The organism is Desertibaculum subflavum (assembly GCA_003576705.1).
In the GTDB taxonomy this organism is placed as follows: domain Bacteria; phylum Pseudomonadota; class Alphaproteobacteria; order Ferrovibrionales; family Ferrovibrionaceae; genus Desertibaculum; species Desertibaculum subflavum.
The window spans coordinates 77,865-102,424 of record QOZS01000015.1; the positions used below are offsets into that span (position 1 = coordinate 77,865).

Genomic DNA, 24,560 nt, shown 5'->3' on the forward strand with positions numbered 1-24,560 from the left:
CTTAAGATCTGGCGCGCCAGCGTGGCAGGAGGCGGCCCTCCCTAACGCATCGACCCCATTTCAGTGCCGCGTCGGCTGCTGCCCTAACCAGTGGCAAGTTAAGAGGTGGAGCTCGAACAGCTGAGGACGGTTATATTTGACTTATCCGCAACAGGCTGATCGCCCCTCGCCGCCCGCGGCCTGGACAGGCGGGCATGGAATGTTGGCATAGGAGCAATAGACACAGCAATCGCCTTGCTTGGGCCGCAGCAGCGCGCCGCATCCCGGGCAATCCCAAAAGAACTGGCAGGCATCGGTCGGCATGGTCGAGGCGGCGGACTGCCCACATTGCGGGCACGTGATCGTCGCGGCGAGAGTAACTTCCGCGGCGCCGCTCATGACTGGTCGAGTCCCGCTGCGCGCCTGTTGCTTTCGACGGGCGCGCCGCTCGTGCAACAGGCGGCATGAGCGCCGTCGATCAATGCGGCAGGCAGTCGGGCCACGCCGTGCTTCCTGACGGGCGCAGACGCGCCAGGTTGGCACACGTCATGCGCCGTCATGTCGCAGGACAGACAGGACAGTCGCCGTACCGTGCAACAGTGTCTTCGCACAGTGAGCGGCCGGCGGCGAACATCTCGACCTTCCGCTTCGTTTTCATGTCCTGATCTCCTCTCGGCTCGCCGGGACACAACTTGCGCAGACGGCCTCGCTTCGGCGGCGGAACGGCAGGAACGGGGCAAGCATGAAGAGCGCAACCGCCGCATAGGTTGCCGGATCGCTCTCCAACGAAAATCTGCCGATCATCAACGCGGCGCCAGCGAGCGCTCCGACAGCGAGCGGCTGTACACTGCCCCGGACCCGCGCCGTCCAGGCAAGCGCCAAGATCGAGACGGCGACGAACGCTGCCGTTAGTGGCAGCAGATAAGGCGTGTAGTCGACGAATCCGATGCCGAGCGCACCGAGTGCGGCGGAGTAGGCCGGCCAACAGACCGGGCAGGTCAGCTTGGGCAGAAGACCGAGCGCTGCTGCTGAAACAGTTCCAAGAATGCCGACCGGGCGGCCAACTACGATCTCCTCCATCATGTCGAATTTCCTTTCGCTCCCACGTCGAGTGCCACGAGGATGGGGCATTCGCCCATCGTCGCGACACCGGTCACGCAATCCGCCGCGATCGTGGCGAGCGTTCGCTTCATCGCCCGCAAGGCGGCAATGCGCGCCTCGATATCGACGATTTTCGCCTCGGCTTGCGCCTTGACAGCGGCGCACGCATTGCCTGGCGTTGCCCGCAAGGCAAGCAGCGCTGCGACTTCCTCCAGGGTGAAGCCGAGCGCCTGCGCCCTTTTTATGAACCGGATGCGGCGGGCGTCGTCACGCGAGTAGAGGCGATAGCCGGCGGCGCTCCGTGGCGGGGGCGGCAACAGGCCGCGCTGCTCGTAGAAGCGGACGGTTTCCCGCTTGACCCCGCTTGTACGCGCGAGCCTCGTAATGGTCAGGTCACCGGTGTCGATCGGCATGTTACGCAGGCTAGACCCGGTAGTTCACCACCGGGTCAACACAAGAAAAGTTGACCGCTCAAGGTGGCCGATGGCCGCCCTTGGAACTCCGTACCAGCCAAGCCGCTGCAGAAACCCAGTTACAGCAGGCTAGACAGCCGTCTTGCCAGCTGTCCCTGCCGTCACGCCAGTCCTCGGCGGCCTGAATCATCGGTGTCAGCGGACGGCGCAATCGGCAGGGACAGGCGCCGCAAAGGGCGCTGACCGGTCGGGGCCCCGTTCAGGATCTGAACACTGCGCGGGAGAAGCGCGGCTGCACGAAGAAGTAGGCACTCGGGGCAGCAGCGTCCGGGCGCCTGACGCGAGCGGTTATCACTGACGCCGGAATTGCATCAAGATCGAGCCGATGTCGGGAACTCGCTGGCCCTGTTTTCTGATGCCATTCTTGTTGCGTCCTTGTCGGCCTCACGTCCGGCCGCGGGCAATTCGTCGATGGGAATAGGAATCCGGCAGAAACCCTGTGGCGGTACATCCAGCGCGCTGTTGAACTTGCTGGACATGTTCTGGAATGCAATGAGGCCGGTCAGTTCGACAATCGCGTCATCGTCCAAATGCCGGCGGAGCGCCGCGACGTGCCGGTCCTCGACGCGCTGGTCGGAACGGGTTACCGCTTCCGCATAGTCTAGCGTGGCGCGTTCGCGCGCCGTGAACAGCTCGCTCCGGCGCCATTCGGCCAGCCGTTCGATCTTGCCTTCGTCAACCCCGCGTTTGGCCAGCGTGGCGGCGTTCAAATCAACGCAGAACGCGCACCCGTTGATCTGCGATACGCGCACGGTTATGAGCGACCTCAGAGCCGGCTCGATCGGCGATTGCCGACGGTCGATCATGCCGTAGAGCACAGCGACGCCGAGAAACAGCCTCGGAGACCGGGCCCAGAGCAGCGCCGCGTCGAGCACCTGGCCGTATTTGCGGCGCTGGTTCCAGAAGAAGGGACGCAGATACCAGGGATATGAGGCGATCGGCTGTGCGCCTATCCGCATGGTGCATCCTCCGAAACCGTGAGCCACCTCTACCGTCACATCCGGTGCGGCCTATAGACGATTCCGTTCGCCTCCTGCAGCGCACGGACATAGCTGACGATCTCGGCCAGCTGCTTATCGGTTACCTGCGGCTGCGCCGGCATGTCTCCGAATTTCCAGTGATGCTGGCGCGATCCCATCCGCACTGCGCGCAGGAACGCATCATTCGAATGATGGCCCGGATTGTAAATGTCATGAATGAGTGGCGGACCCTGTGTTGTGCCACCGCCATTCCTCCCGTGACACGCCGCACAATTGGCATCGAAGACCGCCTTGCCCGCGGCCGCCGAGGCCGCAAGGGGCGGGACCTTGATGTTTCCCGCCGCACCACCGCCGGGATCGAGCAGCTTCCAGGCGAGCACGCCGGCGCCGCCAAGGAAGAAGATCAGAACGAAGGTCTTCGGCAGGTTCATAGAAAGCTTCATCCGGATGGATCCATTGAAAGGGAGGCATGCATCGCTGGCGCGAGTTTCCGAGCATCTGTCGCCGCTTCAATCCGCCCACAAAACCGCGCGAACGCTTGGTGGCAGAACGCCGATCTCGTCGCGCACACTCTTGACGCCTGCGACGCTCTCGGCGGCGATCCGCGCCGCCTTCTTCTCGGCGTCGGACTCGACGGCCCCCCACAGGTGCACGGCGCCGCCCAACACCACAATGCTGATAAAAGCCGTGTTCACCCCCGCCTCGGAAATCGCCGCGGTCGCGTTCTCCTTGATCACATGATCATCGGCCGTGCCCTCGGACGGGGCCTGGCGTGCGACCAGTCCGTGCAGCAAATCGGCCCGGCTCACGATCCCCACCAGCTTTCCGTCCCGGAGCACGGGAACCCGCTTAATGCGGTGTTTCTCCAGGAGCCCCGCGATCTCCTCGAGCGAGGTCTCTTCCGTGACAAACACGATGCTCCGCGTCATCACGTCGCCCGCGCACCCGCCATGCGACTTGACGTAGGCCATGGCTCTTTCCTCGGGGCTTGCCAGCAGGCTAAGCCACCATGACGGATGGCGCTCGGTGCCGCTCTCGGGCCTGCGCATCAAATCGCTCTCGCTCACCATTCCGAGCACACGGCCAGCCTCGTCCATCACCGGAACCCCGCTGACCCGACGTTCGAGCATCACCCTTGCCACTTCCCGCACTGCCGTATCCGGCCGAACGACGGCGACCGCCGTGGTCATGACGTGCTTGGCCTGCATCGCACTCTCCTTTGCTCGCTGTCTTCGCCGGACGACATGCTGCATTCATCCGATCCGGATGCGCGTGTCAGTCAGGAACGCGTACTCGGTATCTCGAGATTGCGAGGTGCCGGGCCGCGACGGACTCTTCCGGCGCCGTCGTAAACGGATCCGTGGCAGGGGCAGAACCAGCCCCCGTACCGGCCGCGCGGATCGGTGACGCTCTGTCCCAGAGGCACGCAGCCGAGGTGGGTGCAAACGCCGAGCACGATCAGCCACTCCTTGCGCTTGACCCGCGAGGCGTCCGTGGCGGGATCGATCAGCTCAGGGCTACGATCGTCGGCCTCGGAACGCGCAACCTCCTCCGCGCTGCGATGGCAGACGAAGACGGGGCGGCCGGACCACATGACGGTGACGCGCTGCCCCTCCTGTATCGGGGGAAGATCGACCTGGACCAGCGACAGAGCGAGTATGTCGGCAGAGGGATTCATGCTGTCGATGAATGGCCATGGGGTCGCAGCGGCCCCTACCGCACTGAGCCCGCCCGCGGCTATGTAGAGAAAGTCACGGTGGGTGCCGGTCGGACCCGTGCTGCCTGGACCAGCCTCGACTACTGCTGCGCTCATCGGTCACTCTCGTTCCCGCCAAGCGACGCCCTATCGCCAGACTCAACCGGTATGTCTCCGTGTTGGTTCACCTTCGCCTCGCCATCACCGCCCGGCATTGCGACCTCCGCCCAGAAATTCTCTCGCGGCACGGACGCTTCCCGGAACCAAGGGCCCCTCATCGCGCCGGCTCTCCGGACCAATTCGCCGGCCAGGGGACGAAGCCGGGCACGCGCCGCGCGTAGGCGGCGTAAGCCGCACCGAACTGGACCTGCGCCTCCCGCTCTTCCTGCCGCGCCAGGCGCACGTACATCCACACCAGCACCGGAAACATCGCGAGCGTCAGCAGCGTCGGCCACTGGAACAGGAAACCAAGCATGATGAGCATGAACCCCACATACTGCGGATGGCGCACGCGCGCGTAGGGCCCGGAAACCGCCAGCGCGCCGCGCTGCTGGGCGGCGTGCAGCACCCGCCAAGCTGCGGCGATCAGCCAGAACCCGCTACCGATCAGAATGAAACTGAGGAGGTGGAACGGCCCGAAATGCGGGTTTGCTTTCCAGCCGAGCATCATCTCCACCAGATGTCCCGCATCGTGCGAGAACCAGTCGACTTCTGGGTACCGGCTCTGCAGCCATCCCGAGAGGAAATAGATGGTGAGCGGAAAGCCGTACATCTCCGAGAACAGCGCGACGAGAAAGGCGCTGAACGCCCCGAACGACCGCCAGTCGCGCGTCGTCTTCGGCTTGAAGAAGCTGAGCGCAAAGATAATGAAGATCGCCGAGTTGATCACGACCAGAAACCACAGGCCGTATTCGGGTGCTGCGTCGTTCATTGCCGCCCTCCTCCGCCCGCGCCGCCGCTGCCATGGCCGCCGTGACCACCATGCATAAAGAGATGCATGCCAATGCAGGCGGCGAGCAGGACAACCAACAACCCGTTTCCGGTGAACAGGTGCACACGGTGCTCGTAGGTCAGGAGAGTTCCGGCGATGACAAGAAACGCGATCAGGACGATGCCTGCGCGTGACCTGAGAATGCCGCCGTCTCGCGCCCCGTCACGAAGATCGCGCTTGTGTTCATCCATTCGATGGCCCTCTCTCTTGGCTCTCGTGCGGAATCGCCGCTCCTGCACAATGCGTCGGTGCCAGACGGCGCTGTCACATATACTCCCCCAGCTATTCGACGATCAGTCGGCCGCGGAACATACCCATCGGACATGCGAAGCCGAATTCACCCGCCTGCCTCGGCATGAGTTCCACCGCGACCTGTTCGCCTGTGGGAAGATGGGCGCTCTTTCCGAAGGCCTCGAAAATCACCCTTTCGGAGCAGGACGCCGTCTCCTCGCGACGGAAGTTGAGGCGTACCGGCTTGCCGCGGCTGACGATGATCGTGTCCGGCGTGTAGCCGCCCTTCACAAGAATCATGGCCTCCTGGTAGCCGCCGCTCGTCTCCCCGGCGCGCACGCCTTTGGTACGCTTGAGCCAGAAGAACCAGACGATGAAAGCGACGGCCAGCAGACCGACAATCAGGACGGCCCAGCGATCGATCGTCATGACACAACCCTCCTCGGCTGAAACAGGCGGAGTCGGTTCGCGTTCGTGACCACGGTGACGGAACTGAAGGCCATGGCGGCGGCGGCGATCAGGGGCGACAGCAAGAGACCGAGGAAGGGGTAAAGCACGCCCATGGCCACCGGAATGCCGAGCGCATTGTAGCCGAAGGCGCCGAGCAGGTTCTGGCGCACGTTCCGCATGGTGGCGCGGCTTATCTCGATCGCGGTGACCACACCCATGAGACTGCCTTTGATCAGTGTCACGTCGCTTGCCTCGATGGCAACGTCCGTGCCCGTCCCGATGGCGAAGCCCACATCGGCCTGCGCCAGGGCCGGTGCATCGTTGATACCGTCGCCGACCATCCCGACCGACTTGCCCTCGAGTTGCAGCTTCTGGACCTCATGCGCTTTTTCGTCGGGCAGGACTTCCGCGAGGACGCGACTTATCCCGACCTGGCGGGCAATAGCGTTCGCCGTCCTCGCGTTGTCGCCGGTCAGCATCACGACCTCGATGCCAAGGGAATGCAGGACGTCAATTGCGGCCTTGGAATCCGGCTTCACGGTATCGGCGACGGCCACCAGGCCCGCGGCTGCCGACCCGATGGCCAAATACATCGGCGTCTTGCCCTCGTTGGCGAGCCGCTCCCATTCTCCGGTCAGGGCGTCGATCGGTATCCCGCGATCACGCATCAGCTTGGCATTGCCGAGCAGCACCTCGTCATCGCCGACTCGGCCGCTCACGCCATGGCCCGGTATTGCCGAGAAGTCTTGTGCGTCGGTGAGGGCTATGCTGCGCTGCTCTGCCCCTTTGACGATCGCTTCACCCAGAGGATGCTCGGAGCCGCGCTCGAGCGAGGCAGCGAGACCCAGCACTGTCTCCTCATCCCGACCCTCCGCCACCACCACGTCCGTCAGCGCCGGCTTGCCGCGCGTGATGGTGCCGGTTTTGTCGAGAATGATGGCATCGAGTTGTTGTGAGGTCTGAAGGGCGTCGCCCGAACGGATCAGGATACCATTCTCAGCCCCCTTGCCGATGCCGACGGTCAGCGAGGTCGGCGTGGCGAGGCCGAGCGCACAGGGACAGGCGATGATAAGTGTCGTCACGAGCACGATCGTCGCGTAGACGAAGCGCGGCTCCGGGCCGACGAGATACCAAACAACGAAAGACAGGATTCCGAGGATCATCACGGCCGGCACGAAGTAGCCGGAGACGAGATCGACGACACGCTGGATCGGCGCCTTGGAGCCCTGCGCATCCTTCACCATGCGGATGATGCTGGCCAGAGCCGTGTCCTTGCCGACCTTGGTCGCCTTGAACCTGAAGCTGCCGGTCTTGTTGAGCGTCGCTCCGATCACCTCGTCGCCGACCCGCTTCTCGACGGGAATCGACTCGCCGGTAACCATCGACTCGTCGACGGCGCTCGAACCTTCGACCACCTCCCCGTCGACCGGGATCTTGTCGCCGGGCCGCACGACCACAACATCACCGGCTACCACCTCTTCCACGGGCAGGTCGATTTCCTTGCCGTCGCGAACGACGCGCGCGGTCTTGGCCTGAAGGCCGATCAGCTTCTTGATCGCCTCGGAGGTGCGGCCCTTCGCCCGGATCTCGAGCGCAAGCCCGAGGACCACAAGCGCGACGACCACGTCCGTGACATCCCAGAAGACCTCGGCGAGCGCCGGGTCGGGGAAGATTCTGGGATAAGCGACTGCGATCACGGAGTATAGGAAGGCGGCGGTGATGCCGATCGCAATCAGCGTGTGCATGTTGGCCGAGCGGTGCTTCAGAGCATGCCACATGCCGACAAAGAACTGCGAGCCGGCCCACAGCAGGACGGGAAGGGAGAGGACGCCAAGCAATACCCAGACGATGCGTCGGGTGTCGCTGCCCATCGGCATCCAGTCACGAAGGCCTGGGATCAGGTCGGGGTAACTGAGGGCCATAACCGGGATCGAGATCGCGGTGGCGACCCAGAACTTGCGCATCAGCGCCCGGTACTCGGCCTCACGCGCAACCTGCTCCGGGTCAGAGTCCTCTTCGATCGCCGCCTTGACCGCGGCCGGCTTGGACTCTGCGACCTTGTGACCTGCGGATTCGATGGCGCGCCGGATGCCCTCGAAATCGACCGTGCCCGGGTCGTACTCGATATCGACGGCGTTGGGCCCGAGATTGGCGCGCGCGGAAAAAATGCCCGGCGTCATCCGCAATGCGATCTCAATGCGGGTAACACACGAGGAACAGTGCATTCGCGCGATGGGGATGCGAAGGGACGCCGCACCGGGCGAATAGCCCGCGGAACGAATGGCCTTCGTTAGATCCTGCGGCTTCGCAATGTTGCCGTCGTAGTCGATCGACGCAACGCGATTGGCGAGATTGACATGGGCGGACGCGACGCCAGGTAGTCCGCCGAGTGCTTTTTCGATGGTGGATCTGCAATGTCCGCAGGTCATGCCGCCGACAGCGAGGTCCAGATGTTGAGTTGCCGTCGCATCCGGCCTCTTCTCTTCCGGTTCGCTTCGACGAGCGGCCTTCGTCGTCATCGGTTCGGCTCGATCCATGACGTACCTCTCCGTATCCAGTGCGGGTTGGATCGGCGATCGCCCGGTGCCAACAATGGCGATCGGGCTCGCGATCCCGAGGTCAATGTTTCTTCATGCAGTTTTTGCATTGCCCGCCTCACCGCTCGAGCACGTAGGTGCCAGGCGCATCTTCCAGCACGGGGTTTCCTTTTGCGGCGCCGCCGATGGCGGGTGGCGGCACCCGATCGGACGAGTGCCTGACGAGCCACCCTTCCCAGCACGGCCACCATGAGCCTTCGTGGTGCTCCGCCAATGCCTGCCACGAATCGGGATCGACGTAGTTCTCGCTCTCCTTGTGGGTGGCGATCTGGTGATGTCGATGGGGGTGACCGGGCGGGCTGACGATGCCGGCATTGTGCCCGCCGTTAGACAGAACGAAGGTCACATCGGCATCCGTCAGTGCCTGGATCTTGTAGACGGAACGCCAAGGCGCGACATGGTCGGCGATCGTGCTGACCGCAAAGATCAGCGCGCGGATATCACGGAGCGAAACCGGCTTGCCCTCGACCTCGAATCGGCTTTCGGCCAGGTCATTCGCAAGGAAGAGGCGTCTTAGATACTCCGAATGCATTCGGAACGGCATGCGGGTGGTGTCCGCGTTCCACGCCATCAGATCGATCATCGGCCGGCGTTCGCCGAGCAGATAGGTCTGCACCATGGCCGACCAGATCAGATCGTTGGAGCGCAGGAGCTGAAAGGCACCCGTCATCTGTCGTGTATCGAGGTATCCCTGCTCCGCCATCATGTTCTCGAGGAAGCTCACCTGAGCTTCGTCGATGAAGAGCATCAGCTCGCCCGCTTCGGTGAAGTCCGTTTGCGCTGCGAGCAGGGTAAGGCTCTTGAGGCGATCGTCTCCGCCGCGCGCCATCGCGGCCGCGGCGATAGTCATCAGGGTGCCGCCGAGGCAGTAGCCGACAGCGTGAATCTGCCGGGGGGGTAAAATGGACGCGATGGCGTCCAACGCCGCCATGGCGCCAAGCCGACGATAATCGTCCAAGCCCAGGTCGCGGTCGTCGCCAGTCGGGTTTCTCCACGAGACGATGAAGACTGTGTGGCCCAGCTCGACGAGGTGCTTTACGAGCGAGTTCTCCGGCGAGAGGTCCAGGATGTAATACTTCATGATCCAAGCAGGGACGATCAGGATCGGCTCTGCATAGACGTCCTTCGTCGTTGGCGCGTACTGAATCAGCTCGATCAGTTGGTTCCGGAACACGATTTTGCCGGGCGTGATCGCGACATCCCGTGCAACCTGATACGCGCCCGTCCCGGCCGGTGGCTCGCCGTGGAGCCCACGACGCCAGTCCTCCAGGAAATTTGCTGCGCCGCGCACGAAGTTCAGCCCGCCTTGCCGCATCGTCGCCTCAAGGATCTCTGGATTGGTGGCGGTCCAGTTGGCCGGCGAAGTGATGTCGAGCAGCTGGCGCGCGACGAACGAAACGACGTCCTCGTGATGCTTGGAGACGCCGGCGATGCCGGTCGTAGCGTTGTGCCACCATTGCTGCGACAGCAGGAATCCCTGATAGATCGCGGCGAAAGGTTGCTTCCTCCAGGCCGGCCCGACGAAGCGTTGATCGTGCGTGAGGGGCTCAATGCACGCGTCGCAAGCCGGATCGGTGCAGGCATGAAGACAGTAGTCCAGGAAACGAACCCACTTCCGCGCTGCCTTCTCAACCAGCTCCCCTTGCTTGTCGGGGGAGAACAGCAGGTGCTGTGCCCAATCTGTGTAGGCCTGCGTCAACGCCGCCGGCGAGATTCCGGCGGTCGCCTGTCCGATCAGCGCGTGCAATGGCCGATCGAACGAGAATGGGCGCCGGTTCCGTTGCGGCTCCGCACGCTTCGACAAGGCAGGCGACATCTTCTGCATGGCCGCACTTTCAGCGAAGGGCGGATGTCGCGAGAGCGCGATGCCCGCTGCCGCGGCGGATCGCAAGCTGCCGATCGGACGCGGGATCAAGGGCTCGGCTGCGTACCGCCAGGGCGGGGCGCCGGCACTGCCGAGTGCCGCTGCTCGGAGCGGAGCTTGGGGGCCTTGATGTCGGCATGTCGCTCACCTCCATCGCCGCGCAAAGAAATTGAACAAAGGGGCAAAGATCAGAGCCACGTACCAGCCGTAGGCGAATGCCTCGATCGCGCCGAGGGCAAAGCTTTGCCAGCTGAGCCATGTGAAACCCGGCAAGAGACGGAGCCAGGTCTGATACATCGCCTGACCGGGAAACAGCAGATCGAAGCCCACGCAGAGCGCGTAGGTAATGACGAGAAATGCGCCGAAGCTCATGCCGAAGGCCAGCACCGGAATTCGCGGCGCTTGCGGTGCCGCCAGTGGCGTACCGAAATGCCGGCTGCTGGCCGAGCGCGCCATATCAACCATGGACATGATCCTTATGCTCAGGTGAGGAAGCAGCTTTGGGCCGGAGGTAGATCTCGGGCGCCGCTTCGAACAGCCCACGGCATTCGCCAGAGCAGAAGTAGTAGACTATGCCGTCATGGACCGAGGGCTTGGCGGCTTCCGGCCGCACCGTCTTGCCGCAGACGGGATCGACATCCGTGTCCGGTGGCACCCAGTGAAGCGTTTCTGCGTCGCGCGCGCCGCCGGATTCGTGGGAGCCATGACGGCCGCGGCCGTGACCCATCACATGCGCGCCGCATCCGAAACGCATCATCAGGAAGATCAGTCCTGCCCAGAGGGCGAAATAGAGCAAGGCCTCCATATGCGACGCCCCCGATGTTCAATGACGGCCGGGACGCCTCGCGTCCCTGCCACCTGACGGTTTCTCTTCTCCGGAGCGGCTGCCGGCTTCATCCGCTGCGCGCTCACCGGGACCGCCGGAGGCGGTGCCGGTAATCGAGATGCAGCATTCGTGGAGCTTCTGCGTCACCTCCGCCCAGGCCTTGGCTTGAGCCGCCAAGGTCTCCATAAGGTCGGTCATCAGGCGCGACTGCGCCGCAATGAAATCCGCCGGCTGGCGTGCGCCGAGAAGCTCTCGCAGTGCACGGGCAAAGCGCTCGTTGGTCGCAGTGGCCGTTTCGGCTTGGTTTGCCGATGCCTCGCTCACCACCTGGCTCAGGGCACTGACGAGGCCCTGGAAGCGCTTGGCGCGCCCCTCGGCGGCGCCGACATCGAGCGCATCGGGGACGCCCCACCATGCCAGCAAACCGTTGATGCGATCCGCGCCTGTCTGGATCGACGATGCCGTGGACTTCATTGCTGCCACTCCCTTCGTTTCCGTTGCCGGATCAAAGCGGGCAAACCACCCATCTAGTCGTTAGACGCCCAGCCCCTGCTTTCATTACAGTCCCCGGCGTCGATGAGGATTTCGCCCCGGCCGGCGGCCGACGAATGCGGCGGCGAGATGCCGTCGTCATTCGTCGAGCCATGCTTGATGTCCGCGGACCGGTTCAGCGCCTCCCGCCGCGCATCGGCATCGCCATCGGCATTTCCGCCCGCATTCCGGCCATCGACATCATGCCCATCGGCACTAACCCGAGATGCGGGCCGAGCAGCTCATCTGCCGCCTCCTTCTGGGTGTCCGAGAGACTGCCGTAGAGACGCTCCAGCGGCGCCTTCATGGCGCGGATGCCCTCGAGCCGGAGGGTGTACCAGCGCTCCTGACGCTCGAGCAGCGCGACCGGCGTGGAAGCAGTGTCCGGGGCGGTGGCCTTGCGTGCATCGTCAAGCTTCCGAGCATTTGTCCGCAGCGTGGCCGCCAGCTCGTTCCATGCGCCCACCTGAGCCTCGGTGATCTTGAGCTCCGTCTTCAGGAAGGCGAGACGGCCTTCGATGCGATCCGCCATATGCATGCCGGGCATCGCCATGTCGGACATGCCGCCCATGCGGGAGCCCATCATGGGCATCATCTGCATCATCATGCCCATCATCGGCATGTGCCCGCCCGGCATCATGCCTTCGCCCATCGGTGCCGCCGCTTGCGGCGCGGTGGGCTTGCCCGGGGGATGGTGGGGATCCTGCTGCGACTGTGCCAGAGCGGGCGCCCCGATCATCAGGGTCATCGCTACGGCCATGGCAGTGTGGCTTAAGAACGATTTCATCTGTCTTCTCCGTTGCTGAGATCACATCAATTGGGCCGCCATGTGAGTGCCTGCCCGCAGCATCGACCTTGCGCGCAAACATCGACCTGGGAGATGAGCGGCCCGGACCCTTGTCAGACCTGCGGATGGCGCGCCTGACGCTCGCTCGAGCAGCGGGTCGCTTGAACACCGTTGATTCGTGGTGCGGTACGCCACTTTGGGGGCGAGCGCGGACTCCGAGGCACTACGATCATCGAGAACTCCACCGACGCAGGTCTGCGGGCGCGGTCGTAGGACCGCGAGGGGCCGGCGACGCTCTCAGCGCCGCGCGGACTCAGACAGCGGTACGCTTCGGTGGATGAAAGGGTGGCGCGACCTCAAGGCCGTTGGGGATCATGTCCCCGGCCACCTGATAGGCGGTATGCCCCTGCTGGATCAACTCGCTTGCACCGCCACTGGCAAGAAGTGCCGGGCTCGACGAGCTGACGTGACACTTGCTGAAGCTCGCATGCCTGCTAGGGCACGGAACGTCCGTATCGTCGTCGTGGTGCCCTGCTGCCGGGAAGGCCTCCGTCGCGGCGGCCACGGATGCGCCCGATGATCCCGGGGCGACCGACCAGTGCGCATTGGCCGGCCCCAGCCCGAGGGCCAGGAACACCATTGCGACACTGATGAGCCGTATCAGCCACATCGGGAGATATCCGAACTCCAGGTTGGACGTTAACCTGGACCCTTTTATCGGGCAAGGTGCCCAACGCCCGCATTGATCGACATCAACATTTCTTGGCGCGGGAACGGATGGATGGTGGGTGACCTCAGCGGTCGGCCTGAATCGTTCAAAATATCGTGCTGGATGAAGATTCTGTCGAGTCCGATCTCGAAGTGTCGAATTGTCTGCCTGCGACGATAGATGCGACTTCGCAACGCGACACCGGCGATCCAACCATGACATTGGCTGAGGGGTAGAGGAAACTGGAGAAGTTCGGCTGCAATCCGCGGATCACATTGCCGCAGAGGTCGCCAGCTTGCGAATTGGCAGATCGCAGCCGCATTGCAGGAACCCGTGCACCGGGCAAGTTTTGCACGACTGCATCAAGGCGGCCCTGAGCGCCTGCCGTGCCCTGTGCAAACGTACCGTCAGGTTGTTCATCGTGAGGCCCAGCGACGCCCCGATCTCGCCCCGATCTTCGCCGGCAAGGTCGATTCGGCGAAGGATTTCCGCGTAATCGGTGCGCAGGGTCGGCAGCAGGCCGTGCAGACATTCGCAAGCGAAGCTGTTCACTTCCTTCTCAGTAGGGTTGACGAAGCGCGCCGCCTCTCGTGCAAAGTGGCCCTCGTGCCGCATACGCCGCTCGCGGGCGCGGTAGTGATCGGCAAGCGTCGTCCTCAGCAGTCGGGCTAGCCATGCGACAATGCTTTCGCTCCCGCGGATCTGCCCAGCCTTGCTGAGTGCCTTTGCATAAAATTCTTGCAGCACGTCCTCCGCTGCGTCGACGGATGCAAGGCGCCGTGTCAGAAACCGCAGGAACGCGCGTCGGTTCTCCACAAGTGCTGCCTCCACCAGCGGTCTTGGCGCGCCGAATGGATCGCCTCCTCCAGTTTCGCCGACCATCATTGCGTCTCTTTCTCCGACGTGGCCGCACAAACGATGTGAGACGGACGCCCACTCGGGGCGATAGCGCTGAGAACAACGGCGGTCCAAAGCCATGTCCTGTGCATGCCGTCACCGATTGGAATGAGGCTGAACTCGACTGGTCCAGAGGAGGCTCCGATGGCACGGGGCTTCCCTTGTGCGGTAGCCGTGCAGGCGATTTGCTTGTAGACTGACTTCCAGATCAGATTGGCGCGATTTGCACGGCAGCCGACGGTGCCGCGAGGGCGATACTCGCAATTCGATCGCCCGGACAAGCGATCGCGATCCGATCGAGAACTTTTGAACGGCGTCGCGATCGCCAGCGCAAGCGCTTCCAGGGCGGCTTCGGCACTACCTTTGAAGCCGTGAGTTGTCGCGTCGCTCATCGGCGGCAATATCGGACGAGGATCAGCGTGAGCGGGATTGGAACCAGCTCTGCACGCCCGGATAGGTCAGCCATTTTCCCGATCGAAGCATTGGGAACTCTGTTCGATGCGCTCAGGGGCCGGGGGTATCGATTGATTGGTCCGACGCTACGCGACGGCGCCATAGTCTACGATGACATAGCCTCGGTCGATGAGCTGCCGCGGGGCTGGTCGGACGAGCAATCGGGCGGGCGCTATCGCCTCATCCGTCGCGGCGACGACGCCGTGTTCGGCTATGCAGTCGGGCCGCATTCGTGGAAACGATTCCTGCACCCGCCAAGACAGCGGCTCTGGCGTGCGAAGAGGCACGGCGGCGAAGTTCAAGTGACGGCGGAAGCTGTGCCGGAAGAGAGGCTCGCCCTGATCGGCATCCGAGCTTGCGACCTCAAGGCAATCGCGATCCAGGATCGCGTTCTCACGGGCGGCAGCTACCTCGACCCTTACTACAAGGCACGCCGCGAACGCATCTTCGTCGTCGCCGTAAATTGTAGTGTCGCTGGCGGGACCTGTTTCTGCGCGTCCATGCAATCCGGCCCCAAAGTGACCGAAACTTTCGACTTGGCGCTCACCGAGCTTTGCGATGACGGGATGCACGCATTTGTCGCCGAGGCGGCGACGGACGAGGGGCGCGTGGTCCTCGCAGGCTTGCCACACCGTCCTGCCACCGGGGACGAGGTGGACGCGGCAGCGGCCGTCGTGGCCCGCACGGCGGCATCGATGGGCCGCGAGATGCCGTCTGAAGGTGTTCGTGAATTGCTGCTGCGCAATCTGGAGCATCCACGCTGGGACGAAGTGGCGGCGCGCTGCCTTACCTGCGGCAACTGCACCATGGTCTGCCCGACCTGCTTTTGCACCACCGTCGAGGATGCGAGCGACGTCACCGGCGTCGAAAGCTCGCGCAGCCAGCGCTGGGATTCCTGCTTTACGATGGACTTCTCCTACATCCACGGCGGCAGCGTGCGAGCCAGCCCGCAGTCGCGCTATCGCCAATGGATGACACACAAGCTCGCGACCTGGTTCGACCAATTCGGCAGTTCCGGCTGCGTCGGCTGCGGACGCTGCATCACCTGGTGCCCGGTCGGCATCGACATAACCGAAGAGGTGGCGGCAATCCGCGCAAGCGAAGCGCATTGAGGAAGGCAGCAATGGAGACGCACGGCCTCGACCGCATCCTACGGGAGCACCCCTTTTTCGCTGGCCTGGAGGAGGATTTCTGTCAGCTCGTCTGCGGTTGCGCCCGGAATGTCCGCTTCGACGCCGGCCAGCACTTGTTTCGCGAGGGCGAGCCGGCCAGCGAGTTCTTTTTGATCCGCCAGGGGCGAGTGGCGCTGGAGATCAGGGCCCCCGGTCGCGGCGCCATCACCTTCCAGACCGTGGGGGAGGGCGAGATCGTTGGCGTTTCCTGGCTGATCCCGCCTTATCGCTGGACCTACGACGCCAAGGCGCTCGAGGTCGTGCGCGCCATCGGCATCAATGCGACCTGCCTGCGGGACAAGAGCGAGTCCGACCATGACCTCGGCTACGAGCTGATGAAGCGCTTTGTCCCGGTTCTCGTGCAGCGGCTGCAGGCGACTCGCCTGCAGATACTGGATGTCTATGGCAGCCCCGCCTGAGCCGGTACTGGCGGCGCCCCTGGTCGATCCGATGCTGCCGCGGGTCGGTCGGGTGCGGGCGCGCCGGCGTGATGCGCCGCTGGTCTTCACCCTGGAAATCGAGCCGGCGGAGGGCAGCCTACCGCCTTTCGCGCCAGGCCAGTTCAACATGCTGACGGTGTTCGGCGTCGGCGAAGTACCGATCAGCCTGAGCGGCGATCCGGCCCGGCCCGGCCGGCTGATCCATACCGTCCGCGCCGTGGGCCCGGTCTCGACGGCGTTGAGCCGGCTCGACCGCGGTGATCCTGTCGGCCTGCGCGGGCCGTTCGGCACAGGCTGGCCGGTCGAGCAGGCTGCTGGAAGCGATGTCGTGGTGGTCGCCGGCGGGCTCGGACTGGCGCCGTTGCGTCCCGCACTCTATCAGCTGTTGGCCCCACGCCGCCGCTACGGGCGGATTGCGCTGCTCTATGGCACGCGCAGCCCAGCCGATATCCTGTTTGCACGCGAGATCGACGCTTGGCGCCGCCGAAAAGACATTGAGGTGCATGTTACGGTCGACCATGCCACCGGTGACTGGCCGCACCAGGTCGGTGTCGTCACCAGCCTCATTTCCCGCGCCCGGTTCGACCCCGCCCGAACCACCGCTTTGGTCTGCGGGCCCGAGGTGATGATGCGCTTCGCCATCGGGACGCTGCAGGGGGCGGGCGTCGCCTCCACGCAGATCTATCTGTCGCTGGAGCGCAACATGAAGTGCGCGATCGGCCTTTGCGGTCATTGCCAGATGGGTGCTGCTTTCATCTGTCGCGACGGGCCGGTCTTCCGTCACGATCGGGTACGCGACATGCTGGCGCTACGGGAGATCTGACATGGCCACAAAGAAGCCACGGCTCGGTGTCTGGAAGTTCGCATCCTGCGACGGATGCCAGCTGAGCTTGCTCGATTGCGAGGACGAGTTGCTCGCCGTCGCCGGCGCCGTCGACATCGCCTATTTCCCTGAAGCGACGCGCAGCACCGTGAGCGGCCGCTACGACCTCTCGCTGGTCGAGGGGTCGATCGCCACGCCGCACGATGCAGCGCGCATCCATGAGGTACGGCGACGCTCCCGCACCCTGGTCACCATCGGCGCCTGCGCCACGGCCGGCGGCATTCAGGCGCTGCGCAACTTTGCCGACGTGAGGGAGTATGCCGCCATCGTGTATGCGCGGCCCGATTACATCGCGACGCTCGCCACTTCCACGGCGATCGCCGAGCATGTGCGGGTGGATTTTGAGCTGCGCGGCTGTCCGATCTCCAAGCACCAGCTGGTGGAGGTCATCAGCGCATTCTTGGCCGGCCGGCGCCCGGTGACGCCGCCGCACAGCACCTGCGTCGAATGCAAGCTTAAGGGAAATGTCTGCGTGATGGTGGCGCACGGGACGCCCTGCCTCGGACCCGCCACCCATGCCGGCTGCGGCGCCCTATGCCCATCCTATAATCGCGGCTGCTACGGCTGCTACGGGCCAATGGAAAGTCCGAATACGCCGGCCCTGACGAAGCAGCTCGAGGCCCTCGGCGTGGATCAGTCAACCCTGCGACGCGTCTGGCGCTCGTTCAACGCGAATGCACCCGCCTTCCGCCGGGAGAGCGAGCGCCATGGCCCGTAGAACCATCAAGGTCGACTACCTCGCGCGCGTCGAGGGCGAAGGCGGCCTCAAAGTCGTGGTGCGCGACGGCATGGTGCAATCGGCTGAGCTCAGTATCTTCGAGCCGCCGCGTTTCTTCGAAGCTTTCCTGCGCGGACGCTCATTCGCCGAGGCCCCAGACATCACCGCCCGCATCTGCGGCATCTGCCCGGTCGCCTATCAGATGAGCTGCGTATACGCGATGGAGGACGCGCTCGGCATCCGCGTGGGCGGCGCATTGCGCGACCTGCGCCGGCTGCTCTATTGCGGCGAGTGGATCGAGAGCCATTGCCTGCATGTCTACATGCTGCATGCGCCGGACTTCCTCGGCTATGACGGCGCCATCGACATGGCGCGCGAGCACGGCGATGCCGTTCGCCGCGGCCTCGAACTCAAGAAGATCGGCAACGAAATCCTGGCCCTGCTCGGCGGGCGGGAGATTCACCCGATCAATGTCCGCGTCGGCGGCTTCTACCGCGTGCCACACCGGCGCGAGCTGGCGCCCCTCGCCGAGCGACTGAAATGGGCGCGCCAGGCAGCGCTCGACACCGTGCGATGGGTCGCAGGTTTCGAATTTCCCGACCGCACGCGCGACTACAATTTCGTCGCCCTGCGCCATCCGGATGAGTACCCGTTCAACGAGGGGCATATCGTGTCCAGTCAGGGCCTCGATATCGCGGCACGCGACTATGACGACCATTTCGAGGAGCATCATGTCGCCCGCTCCACCGCCCTGCATTCACGGCTGCGCGGCGCAGGTAACTATCTGGTCGGACCGCTGGCCCGCTACAACCTGAACTTCGAACGCCTGTCGCCGCTGGCACAGCAGGCGGCGCGTGAGGCAGGCCTTGCGCCGAGTTGCCGAAATCCTTATCGCAGCATCATCGTGCGCGCGGTCGAGATGGTTTACGCCTGCGACGAGGCGCTGCGCATCATCGATGCCTATCAGGAGCCGGAGAGCCCGGCGGTTCCGTTGACGCCGCGAGCGGGCTTCGGCTTCGGCGCCACCGAGGCGCCGCGCGGACTGCTCTATCACCGCTATCGCCTGAACGCGGACGGCATCATCGCTGAGGCCCGGATCGTGCCGCCGACATCGCAGAACCAGGGAAGCATCGAAGAGGACCTCGCCAGCTATATCGGGGATTTTCTCGACCTGCCGGATGAGGCGTTGCAGCATCGCTGTGAGCAGACCGTGCGGAACTATGATCCTTGCATTTCGTGCGCCGCGCATTTCCTCCGGCTCGACATGGACCGGGGCTGACGCCATGCCGACCGTGCGACGCATCATTATCGGCCTGGGCAATCCCGATCGCGGGGACGACGCGGTCGGCCGGGTGGTCGCACAGCAGCTGCGCGGGACGCTGCCCGCCGATATCGAGGTCGCGGAAGAGCGCGGCGACGCGACGGCATTGATGGCGCGGTTCGCCGATGCAAACGCGGTCTTCCTCATCGATGCCTCGGCCTCCGGCGCGCCAGCCGGCACGATACGGCGCTTCGACGTCACACTGGCGGCGTTGCCGCAGGGATTGTTCGGCCTCTCGACGCACGGCTTCGGCCTCGCGGCCGCCATCGAGCTCGCCCGCGCTCTCGGCCAGCTCCCGCCGCAATGCGTCGTCTACGCGGTCGAGGGCGCGTCCTTCGAGACCGGCGCGCCACTCAGCCCCGCGGTTGCCGCCGCAGTGACCGAGGCGGCCGATCGGCTGCGCGCGGAGATCGCACCGATATTCGTGGAGCCGTAGTAGCGCCATGCATGAAGCATCATTAATGACCAGCCTGATGCGCCAGATCGAAACACTGGCGGCGGCCGAAGGCGCCCGCCAGGTCACCAGCATTGCGGTTCGCCTCGGCGCGCATAGCCATATGTCGCCGTCGCACTTCGCGGAGCACTTCAAGGAGGCATCGGCCAGTGGGGTGGCGGCCGGCGCGCGTCTCGACATCACCGTGAGCGACGAGACCGACGACCCTTACGCGGCGGACATCCTGCTGCAGAGCGTCGAGATCGAGGCCTGAAACCATGCCGGATCGGCAACGGATGCACATCGAGGTCCGCGGCACGGTGCAGGGTGTCGGCTTCCGCCCGTTCGTCTATCGGCATGCAACGGCGCTCGACCTCGCCGGTTGGGTCGGCAACTCGCCCCAAGGCCTGACCGTCGAGGCCGAAGGTCCGCCGGATCGGCTGGCGGCGTTGATCAGCGCGATCCGCAAAGCGCCGGCCCATGCGGCCGTCGCATCGCTTCACCAGATAGAATTGCCGCCGCAGCGGGAGCGGGGCTTCGCCATTCGCGACAGCCTTGTCGCGGGCCCGCCGAGCGCCGAGGTGCTGCCCGATCTTGCGACCTGCGCGGACTGCCTCGCCGAAATGCGGGACCCGGCGAATCGGCGCTATCGCTATCCCTTTATCAACTGCACGGAATGCGGTCCGCGTTACAGCATCCTTGAGGCGCTTCCCTATGACCGGGTGCGTACCTCGATGCGAGCCTTCCCCATGTGCGTGGCTTGCTCAGCAGAATACGGCGACCCGCGCGACCGCCGCTTCCACGCAGAACCCAATGCATGCCCCGCTTGCGGCCCGAAGGTCGCCCTGTGGGATGCCGAGGGCCGGGTTCTGGAAAGCGGGGACATGGCCTTGCGCGCCGCCGCGGTTGCAATACGCACGGGTCGGGTCGTGGCGGTCAAGGGCATCGGCGGCTTTCATCTCGTGGTCGACGCACGGAACCAGGATGCGGTGGCCCGGCTGCGCGCCGCCAAGCGCCGGCCGGAGAAGCCCTTTGCCGTGATGTTCCCGCATATGCCGGCGCTGCGCGCTGCCTGCCGCGTCGGCGCGGCGGAAGAGGCGCTGCTGATCGGGCCTGCGCGGCCGATCGTTCTGCTTCGGCGGAACGCCTCGCCGGGGGAAGACAGTATCGCGCCCGCCGTCGCCCCGGGGAGCGCGCGGCTCGGCGCCTTCCTGCCCTACGCCCCACCGCACCATCTGCTGCTGGACGAGGTCGGCTTTCCCGTCGTGGCGACCAGCGGGAACTCGGCGGACGAGCCGATCGTCACCGACGAACAGGAGGCACTCGCACGACTCTGCGGGATCGCCGACCTGCTGCTGGTGCATGACCGGGGCATCGTCCGCCCGATCGACGACTCGATAGCGCAGGTCGTGTGCGGCGAGGCGCAGCTACTGCGCCGGGCCCGCGGCTACGCGCCGGCGCCGGTGCGCGTTGCAGACGTCGGCGCGGGCGTGATGGCAGTTGGCGCACATTTGAAGGCGACGGTCGCGCTGACGCGCGGCAACGATGTGATTCTGAGCCAGCATATCGGCGACCTGGATACCCTGGCGGCGAGGGAGGCGCATGCGCGGTGCGTCGACGATCTCGCGCGCCTGCACGACGCAGTGCCGCGTCTCGCCGCCAGCGACCTGCATCCCGACTATGCGTCGACCAGTGAAGCGACGGATACCGATCTGCCGGTGGTGGCCGTTCAGCATCACGTGGCGCATGTGGCCGCCTGCCTGGCCGAGAATGGCGTGCGGCCGCCGGCCCTCGGCATCGCTTTCGACGGCAGCGGCTATGGCCTCGACCGCACGATCTGGGGCGGCGAATTCCTGCGGGTCGATCGAGGACGGTGGCACCGTGCCGCGCATCTGCGCCAATTCAGCCTGCCTGGCGGCGAGGCGGCCGTGCGGGAACCGCGCCGCGCCGCGCTGGGGCTGCTCTTCGCCGCCTTCGGGGAAGCGGCTTTCGACATGACCGAGCTGGCGCCGGTCGCGGCATTTTCCGAGGCGGGGCGGCGGGTGCTGCGGCGGATGCTGATACAAGGCGTCAACGCGCCCGTGTGCAGCAGCGTCGGCCGCCTGTTCGACGCCTTCGCCTCGCTCTGCGGGCTCTGCCAGCGCGCCAGCTATGAGGGCCAGGCGGCGGCGGCCTTCGAGTGGGTGGCCGAGACGGATCGCGGCGCGCGGATCTACGCGCTGCCGGTCCGGGAGGCCGCCGGAAGGCCCCTGATCGTCGATTGGGAGCCGGCGCTGCGCATGGCGATCAGCGATCTGCACACGGGCGTTCCGGCCGGGGCGATCTCGGCCGCGCTGCATCGCGGCCTTGCCGCGGCAATCGCTGCAGTGGCGATGCGTCTCGACGCCGATCACGTGGCCTTGACCGGCGGCTGCTTCCAGAACGTGCGGCTGACCGAGGCGGCGGTTGCCGCTTTGCGTGCCGCCGGCCGTGAGCCGTTGTGGCACCGCCGGGTGCCGCCGAATGACGGCGGCATCGCGCTCGGCCAGGCGGTATGGGCGGCATGGCAGGAAGGGCGGAGCTGAGCCGATGTGCCTCGCGGTGCCCGCACGGATCCTGAGCGTCGTCGGCGACGACCCGCTGACGCGCTCGGGGCGCGTCGATTTCGGCGGCATTGTGAAGGAGGTCAATCTCGCATACGTGCCTGAGGCCGTGATCGGCGATTACGTGCTGGTGCATGTCGGTTTTGCCATCACGCGGATCGACGAAGCCGAGGCGACCCGCGTCTTCGCGCTGCTGCGCGATCTCGGAGAGCTGCCGGACGAAGAGGTCGACGCGACATGAGGTTCCGCGACGAGTATCGCGACGGCTCTGCGGCGCGCCGCTTGGCCGCGGCGATCCGGTGCGGGGTGACGCGGCCCTGGACCTTGATGGAAGTCTGCGGCGGGCAGACTCACAGCATCGTCCGCTTCGGCATCGACGCCCTGCTGCCGAAGGAGATCACCCTGGTGCACGGGCCCGGCTGTCCAGTTTGCGTCACGCCAATCGAATACGTCGACAAGGCGATCGAGATTGCCGGCCGGCCCGACACCATCCTCTGCTCGTTCGGCGACATGCTGCGGGTGCCCGGCAGCCAGGGCGACCTTTTAGCGGCGAAATCGCGCGGCGGCGATGTACGCGTTGTCTATTCACCGCTCGATGCGCTAGCAATCGCCCGGCGCGAGCCGGATCGCGAGGTGGTGTTCTTCGCCGTCGGCTTCGAGACCACGGCGCCGCCCAACGCGATGGCGGCGCTGCAGGCGCGGCGGGAGGGCATCAGCAATCTCTCCCTGTTGGTTTCTCAGGTGCTGGTGCCGCCGGCGATGCAGGCAATTCTCGCCGCGCCGGACAACCGCATTCAGGGCTTCTTGGCCGCCGGCCATGTCTGCACCGTGACGGGCGTTGAAGAGTACCGTCCGATCGCCGCGCGCTGGCATGTACCGATCGTTGTCACCGGCTTCGAGCCGCTCGACATTCTGGAAGGCGTCTATCGCTGCGTCCTGCAGCTGGAGCAGGGCCGTACGGAAGTGGAGAACCAATACAGCCGCTCTGTGCGGCCAACCGGCAACGTTGCCGCCCTGGCGGCGATGCGCGAGGTGTTCCGCGTAATTCCACGACGCTGGCGCGGGGTGGGCGAAATTGCCGAGAGCGGTCTCGGGTTGGCAGAATCCTATGCCGACCTGGATGCTGAGCAGCGCTTCGGCCCGGTACAGGCCGGCGAAGAGGCAGCTTGTGAATGCATCAGCGGGCGGATCCTGCGGGGCGAATGCAAGCCGCCGCAATGCCCCGCCTTCGGCACACGCTGCACGCCGGAGCGGCCACTAGGCGTCACCATGGTCTCCTCCGAAGGTGCCTGCGCCGCCTATTACCGCTATCGCGGCGTGCTGCCGACGGAGGCAGGGACATGAAGGAGGACCGCCAATTCGCACCCGCCTGTCCGCTTCCGAGCGAAAGCGGCGATACGATTCAGCTCGCCCATGGCGGCGGCGGGCGCATGATGACGCGCTTGCTGGACGAGGTGATCCGGCCCGCTTTCGGCGATGCGGAGCTGGACCGCCGCCACGACGGCGCTCTGCTCGCGCTTGACGGTCCCACCGCGTTCACAACCGATTCCTATGTTGTGCAGCCGCTCTTCTTTCCGGGCGGAGATATCGGGTCGCTGGCCGTCAATGGCACAGTGAACGACCTTGCTATGTGCGGGGCGCGGCCGATCTGCCTCAGCGTCGGCTTGATTCTTGAAGAAGGGTTGCCACTCGCCACCTTGCGCCGAATCCTCGCCTCGATGCGCTCGGCAGCGGATGCCTGCCGACTGCGGCTCGTCACCGGCGATACCAAGGTGGTTGATCGAGGGAAAGGTGACGGCGTCTTCATCAATACAGCCGGCATCGGCCGTGTCGTGGCGCGCGCGCCGATTGGACCGCAGAGCGTCCATCCGGGCGACGCCATCATCCTGAGCGGCGATATCGGACGCCATGGCATCGCCGTGATGGCAGCACGGGAAGGTCTCGGTTTCGAGACCCCGATCGAGAGCGATTGCGCACCGCTGGTCGAGCCGGCGCTGGCACTGGTCGAGGGTGGCATCCCGGTCCACTGCCTCCGCGACCTGACGCGCGGCGGGCTCGCCAGCGCCATGGTGGAAATCGCTGAATCCTCTGGTTTGGCGATCGAACTCGATGAGAAAAAGATTCCGGTGCGCGCGGATATCGCCGCCGCGTGTGAACTTCTCGGCCTCGACCCGCTGCATGTTGCCAACGAGGGCCGCTTCGCGGCCTTCGTCCCGGCCGACGATGCCGGCCTTGCTCTGTCATTGCTGCGCCGTCACCCTGTGACCCAGGAGGCAGCGGTCATCGGCCAGGTCAAAGCGGACAACGCAGGTAGAGTATCTTGCAGTGGGCCGCTTGGCGTGGCCCGTGCCGTGGATATGCTCAGCGGAGAGCAACTTCCACGGATCTGCTGATGCAGTTCGCCGTACTCTGACTGCACTTCACGTCAGCCGAGGGTTCAGTCGCG

Annotated in this window: 29 protein-coding genes; 11 read left to right on the plus strand and 18 right to left on the minus strand. The window is 65.2% G+C overall.

Features of this window, described 5'->3' with window-relative positions; translation table 11 throughout:
* Positions 1-141 precede the first annotated feature (141 nt).
* The 18 genes from DT074_RS28485 to DT074_RS10220 form a co-directional block, all read right to left on the minus strand.
* The gene (locus DT074_RS28485) at positions 142-378 is read right to left on the minus strand and encodes a GDCCVxC domain-containing (seleno)protein (protein ID WP_119419724.1); all 237 of its coding nucleotides are present in this window, start codon (positions 376-378) and stop codon (positions 142-144) included.
* Positions 379-633: 255 nt separating this feature from the next.
* The gene (locus tag DT074_RS10140) at positions 634-1,062 is read right to left on the minus strand and encodes a hypothetical protein (RefSeq protein ID WP_119419725.1); all 429 of its coding nucleotides are present in this window, start codon (positions 1,060-1,062) and stop codon (positions 634-636) included.
* Positions 1,059-1,493, minus strand: a complete 435-nt coding sequence (locus DT074_RS10145) for a heavy metal-responsive transcriptional regulator (RefSeq protein WP_119419726.1) — start codon at positions 1,491-1,493, stop codon at positions 1,059-1,061. Before DT074_RS10145 ends, DT074_RS10140 begins: the two co-directional genes overlap by 4 nt.
* 371 nt (positions 1,494-1,864) lie before the next feature.
* Positions 1,865-2,512, minus strand: a complete 648-nt coding sequence (locus DT074_RS10150; RefSeq protein ID WP_119419727.1) for a carboxymuconolactone decarboxylase family protein — start codon at positions 2,510-2,512, stop codon at positions 1,865-1,867.
* A gap of 35 nt (positions 2,513-2,547) precedes the next feature.
* Positions 2,548-2,964: a c-type cytochrome gene (locus tag DT074_RS10155; RefSeq protein WP_368744581.1), complete on the minus strand. Its 417-nt coding sequence runs from the start codon at positions 2,962-2,964 to the stop codon at positions 2,548-2,550.
* Positions 2,965-3,042: 78 nt separating this feature from the next.
* Positions 3,043-3,741 (minus strand): CBS domain-containing protein, encoded by a 699-nt coding sequence (locus DT074_RS10160; RefSeq protein WP_119419729.1) that lies wholly within the window; start codon positions 3,739-3,741, stop codon positions 3,043-3,045.
* A gap of 71 nt (positions 3,742-3,812) precedes the next feature.
* Entirely contained in the window at positions 3,813-4,346 is a 534-nt protein-coding gene (gene petA, locus DT074_RS10165; RefSeq protein ID WP_119419730.1) for a ubiquinol-cytochrome c reductase iron-sulfur subunit, read from the minus strand.
* A 157-nt stretch (positions 4,347-4,503) separates the two neighbouring features.
* Positions 4,504-5,160, minus strand: coding sequence for a methyltransferase family protein (locus DT074_RS10170; RefSeq protein WP_119419731.1), 657 nt, complete (start codon positions 5,158-5,160; stop codon positions 4,504-4,506).
* Positions 5,157-5,411 (minus strand): DUF2933 domain-containing protein, encoded by a 255-nt coding sequence (locus DT074_RS10175; protein ID WP_119419732.1) that lies wholly within the window; start codon positions 5,409-5,411, stop codon positions 5,157-5,159. The genes DT074_RS10170 and DT074_RS10175 overlap by 4 nt, the downstream gene beginning before the upstream one ends.
* A 91-nt stretch (positions 5,412-5,502) precedes the next feature.
* A complete protein-coding gene (locus DT074_RS10180; protein ID WP_119419733.1) occupies positions 5,503-5,880 on the minus strand; it encodes a cupredoxin domain-containing protein in 378 nt (125 codons plus the stop codon).
* A complete protein-coding gene (locus DT074_RS10185) occupies positions 5,877-8,438 on the minus strand; it encodes a heavy metal translocating P-type ATPase (protein WP_368744582.1) in 2,562 nt (853 codons plus the stop codon). The genes DT074_RS10180 and DT074_RS10185 overlap by 4 nt, the downstream gene beginning before the upstream one ends.
* 118 nt (positions 8,439-8,556) lie before the next feature.
* A complete protein-coding gene (locus tag DT074_RS10190; protein ID WP_368744588.1) occupies positions 8,557-10,314 on the minus strand; it encodes a PHA/PHB synthase family protein in 1,758 nt (585 codons plus the stop codon).
* 192 nt (positions 10,315-10,506) lie between these two features.
* Positions 10,507-10,827: a DUF5676 family membrane protein gene (locus DT074_RS10195; protein ID WP_368744583.1), complete on the minus strand. Its 321-nt coding sequence runs from the start codon at positions 10,825-10,827 to the stop codon at positions 10,507-10,509.
* Positions 10,820-11,167: a YHS domain-containing protein gene (locus tag DT074_RS10200; RefSeq protein WP_119419735.1), complete on the minus strand. Its 348-nt coding sequence runs from the start codon at positions 11,165-11,167 to the stop codon at positions 10,820-10,822. Before DT074_RS10200 ends, DT074_RS10195 begins: the two co-directional genes overlap by 8 nt.
* Before the next feature lie 18 nt (positions 11,168-11,185).
* Complete coding sequence (locus DT074_RS10205; RefSeq protein WP_119419736.1) at positions 11,186-11,662, minus strand: phasin family protein; 477 nt, start codon at positions 11,660-11,662, stop codon at positions 11,186-11,188.
* Positions 11,663-11,855: 193 nt separating this feature from the next.
* Complete coding sequence (locus tag DT074_RS10210; RefSeq protein WP_119419737.1) at positions 11,856-12,506, minus strand: Spy/CpxP family protein refolding chaperone; 651 nt, start codon at positions 12,504-12,506, stop codon at positions 11,856-11,858.
* A 313-nt stretch (positions 12,507-12,819) separates the two neighbouring features.
* Positions 12,820-13,176, minus strand: coding sequence for a hypothetical protein (locus DT074_RS10215; RefSeq protein ID WP_119419738.1), 357 nt, complete (start codon positions 13,174-13,176; stop codon positions 12,820-12,822).
* Between the two features lie 309 nt (positions 13,177-13,485).
* Positions 13,486-14,100: an RNA polymerase sigma factor gene (locus DT074_RS10220; protein WP_162914789.1), complete on the minus strand. Its 615-nt coding sequence runs from the start codon at positions 14,098-14,100 to the stop codon at positions 13,486-13,488.
* Positions 14,101-14,531: 431 nt separating this feature from the next.
* On the opposite strand from DT074_RS10220, the gene DT074_RS10225 reads away from it, so the two are divergent.
* From DT074_RS10225 to hypE, 11 genes are read left to right on the plus strand one after another with little or no spacing between them, the layout of a single operon-like run.
* Positions 14,532-15,677: a 4Fe-4S dicluster domain-containing protein gene (locus tag DT074_RS10225; protein WP_368744584.1), complete on the plus strand. Its 1,146-nt coding sequence runs from the start codon at positions 14,532-14,534 to the stop codon at positions 15,675-15,677.
* 11 nt (positions 15,678-15,688) lie between these two features.
* Entirely contained in the window at positions 15,689-16,156 is a 468-nt protein-coding gene (locus DT074_RS10230) for a Crp/Fnr family transcriptional regulator (RefSeq protein ID WP_119419740.1), read from the plus strand.
* Positions 16,157-16,187: 31 nt separating this feature from the next.
* Positions 16,188-17,000, plus strand: a complete 813-nt coding sequence (locus DT074_RS10235; protein WP_368744585.1) for an FAD/NAD(P)-binding protein — start codon at positions 16,188-16,190, stop codon at positions 16,998-17,000.
* Between the two features lies 1 nt (position 17,001).
* Positions 17,002-17,778, plus strand: a complete 777-nt coding sequence (locus DT074_RS10240) for an NADH-quinone oxidoreductase subunit B family protein (protein WP_119419742.1) — start codon at positions 17,002-17,004, stop codon at positions 17,776-17,778.
* Entirely contained in the window at positions 17,768-19,057 is a 1,290-nt protein-coding gene (locus tag DT074_RS10245) for a Ni/Fe hydrogenase subunit alpha (RefSeq protein ID WP_119419743.1), read from the plus strand. Before DT074_RS10240 ends, DT074_RS10245 begins: the two co-directional genes overlap by 11 nt.
* 4 nt (positions 19,058-19,061) lie before the next feature.
* Positions 19,062-19,535 (plus strand): hydrogenase maturation protease, encoded by a 474-nt coding sequence (locus DT074_RS10250; protein ID WP_368744586.1) that lies wholly within the window; start codon positions 19,062-19,064, stop codon positions 19,533-19,535.
* A gap of 7 nt (positions 19,536-19,542) precedes the next feature.
* Complete coding sequence (locus DT074_RS10255; protein ID WP_119419745.1) at positions 19,543-19,806, plus strand: hydrogenase/urease maturation nickel metallochaperone HypA; 264 nt, start codon at positions 19,543-19,545, stop codon at positions 19,804-19,806.
* A gap of 4 nt (positions 19,807-19,810) precedes the next feature.
* Positions 19,811-22,096: a carbamoyltransferase HypF gene (hypF, locus tag DT074_RS10260; protein WP_119419746.1), complete on the plus strand. Its 2,286-nt coding sequence runs from the start codon at positions 19,811-19,813 to the stop codon at positions 22,094-22,096.
* A gap of 4 nt (positions 22,097-22,100) precedes the next feature.
* The gene (locus tag DT074_RS10265; RefSeq protein ID WP_119419747.1) at positions 22,101-22,355 is read left to right on the plus strand and encodes a HypC/HybG/HupF family hydrogenase formation chaperone; all 255 of its coding nucleotides are present in this window, start codon (positions 22,101-22,103) and stop codon (positions 22,353-22,355) included.
* Entirely contained in the window at positions 22,352-23,458 is a 1,107-nt protein-coding gene (gene hypD / locus DT074_RS10270) for a hydrogenase formation protein HypD (RefSeq protein WP_119419748.1), read from the plus strand. The genes DT074_RS10265 and hypD overlap by 4 nt, the downstream gene beginning before the upstream one ends.
* Positions 23,455-24,507 (plus strand): hydrogenase expression/formation protein HypE, encoded by a 1,053-nt coding sequence (gene hypE / locus DT074_RS10275; RefSeq protein WP_119419749.1) that lies wholly within the window; start codon positions 23,455-23,457, stop codon positions 24,505-24,507. Before hypD ends, hypE begins: the two co-directional genes overlap by 4 nt.
* The last annotated feature ends 53 nt before the right edge of the window (positions 24,508-24,560 follow it).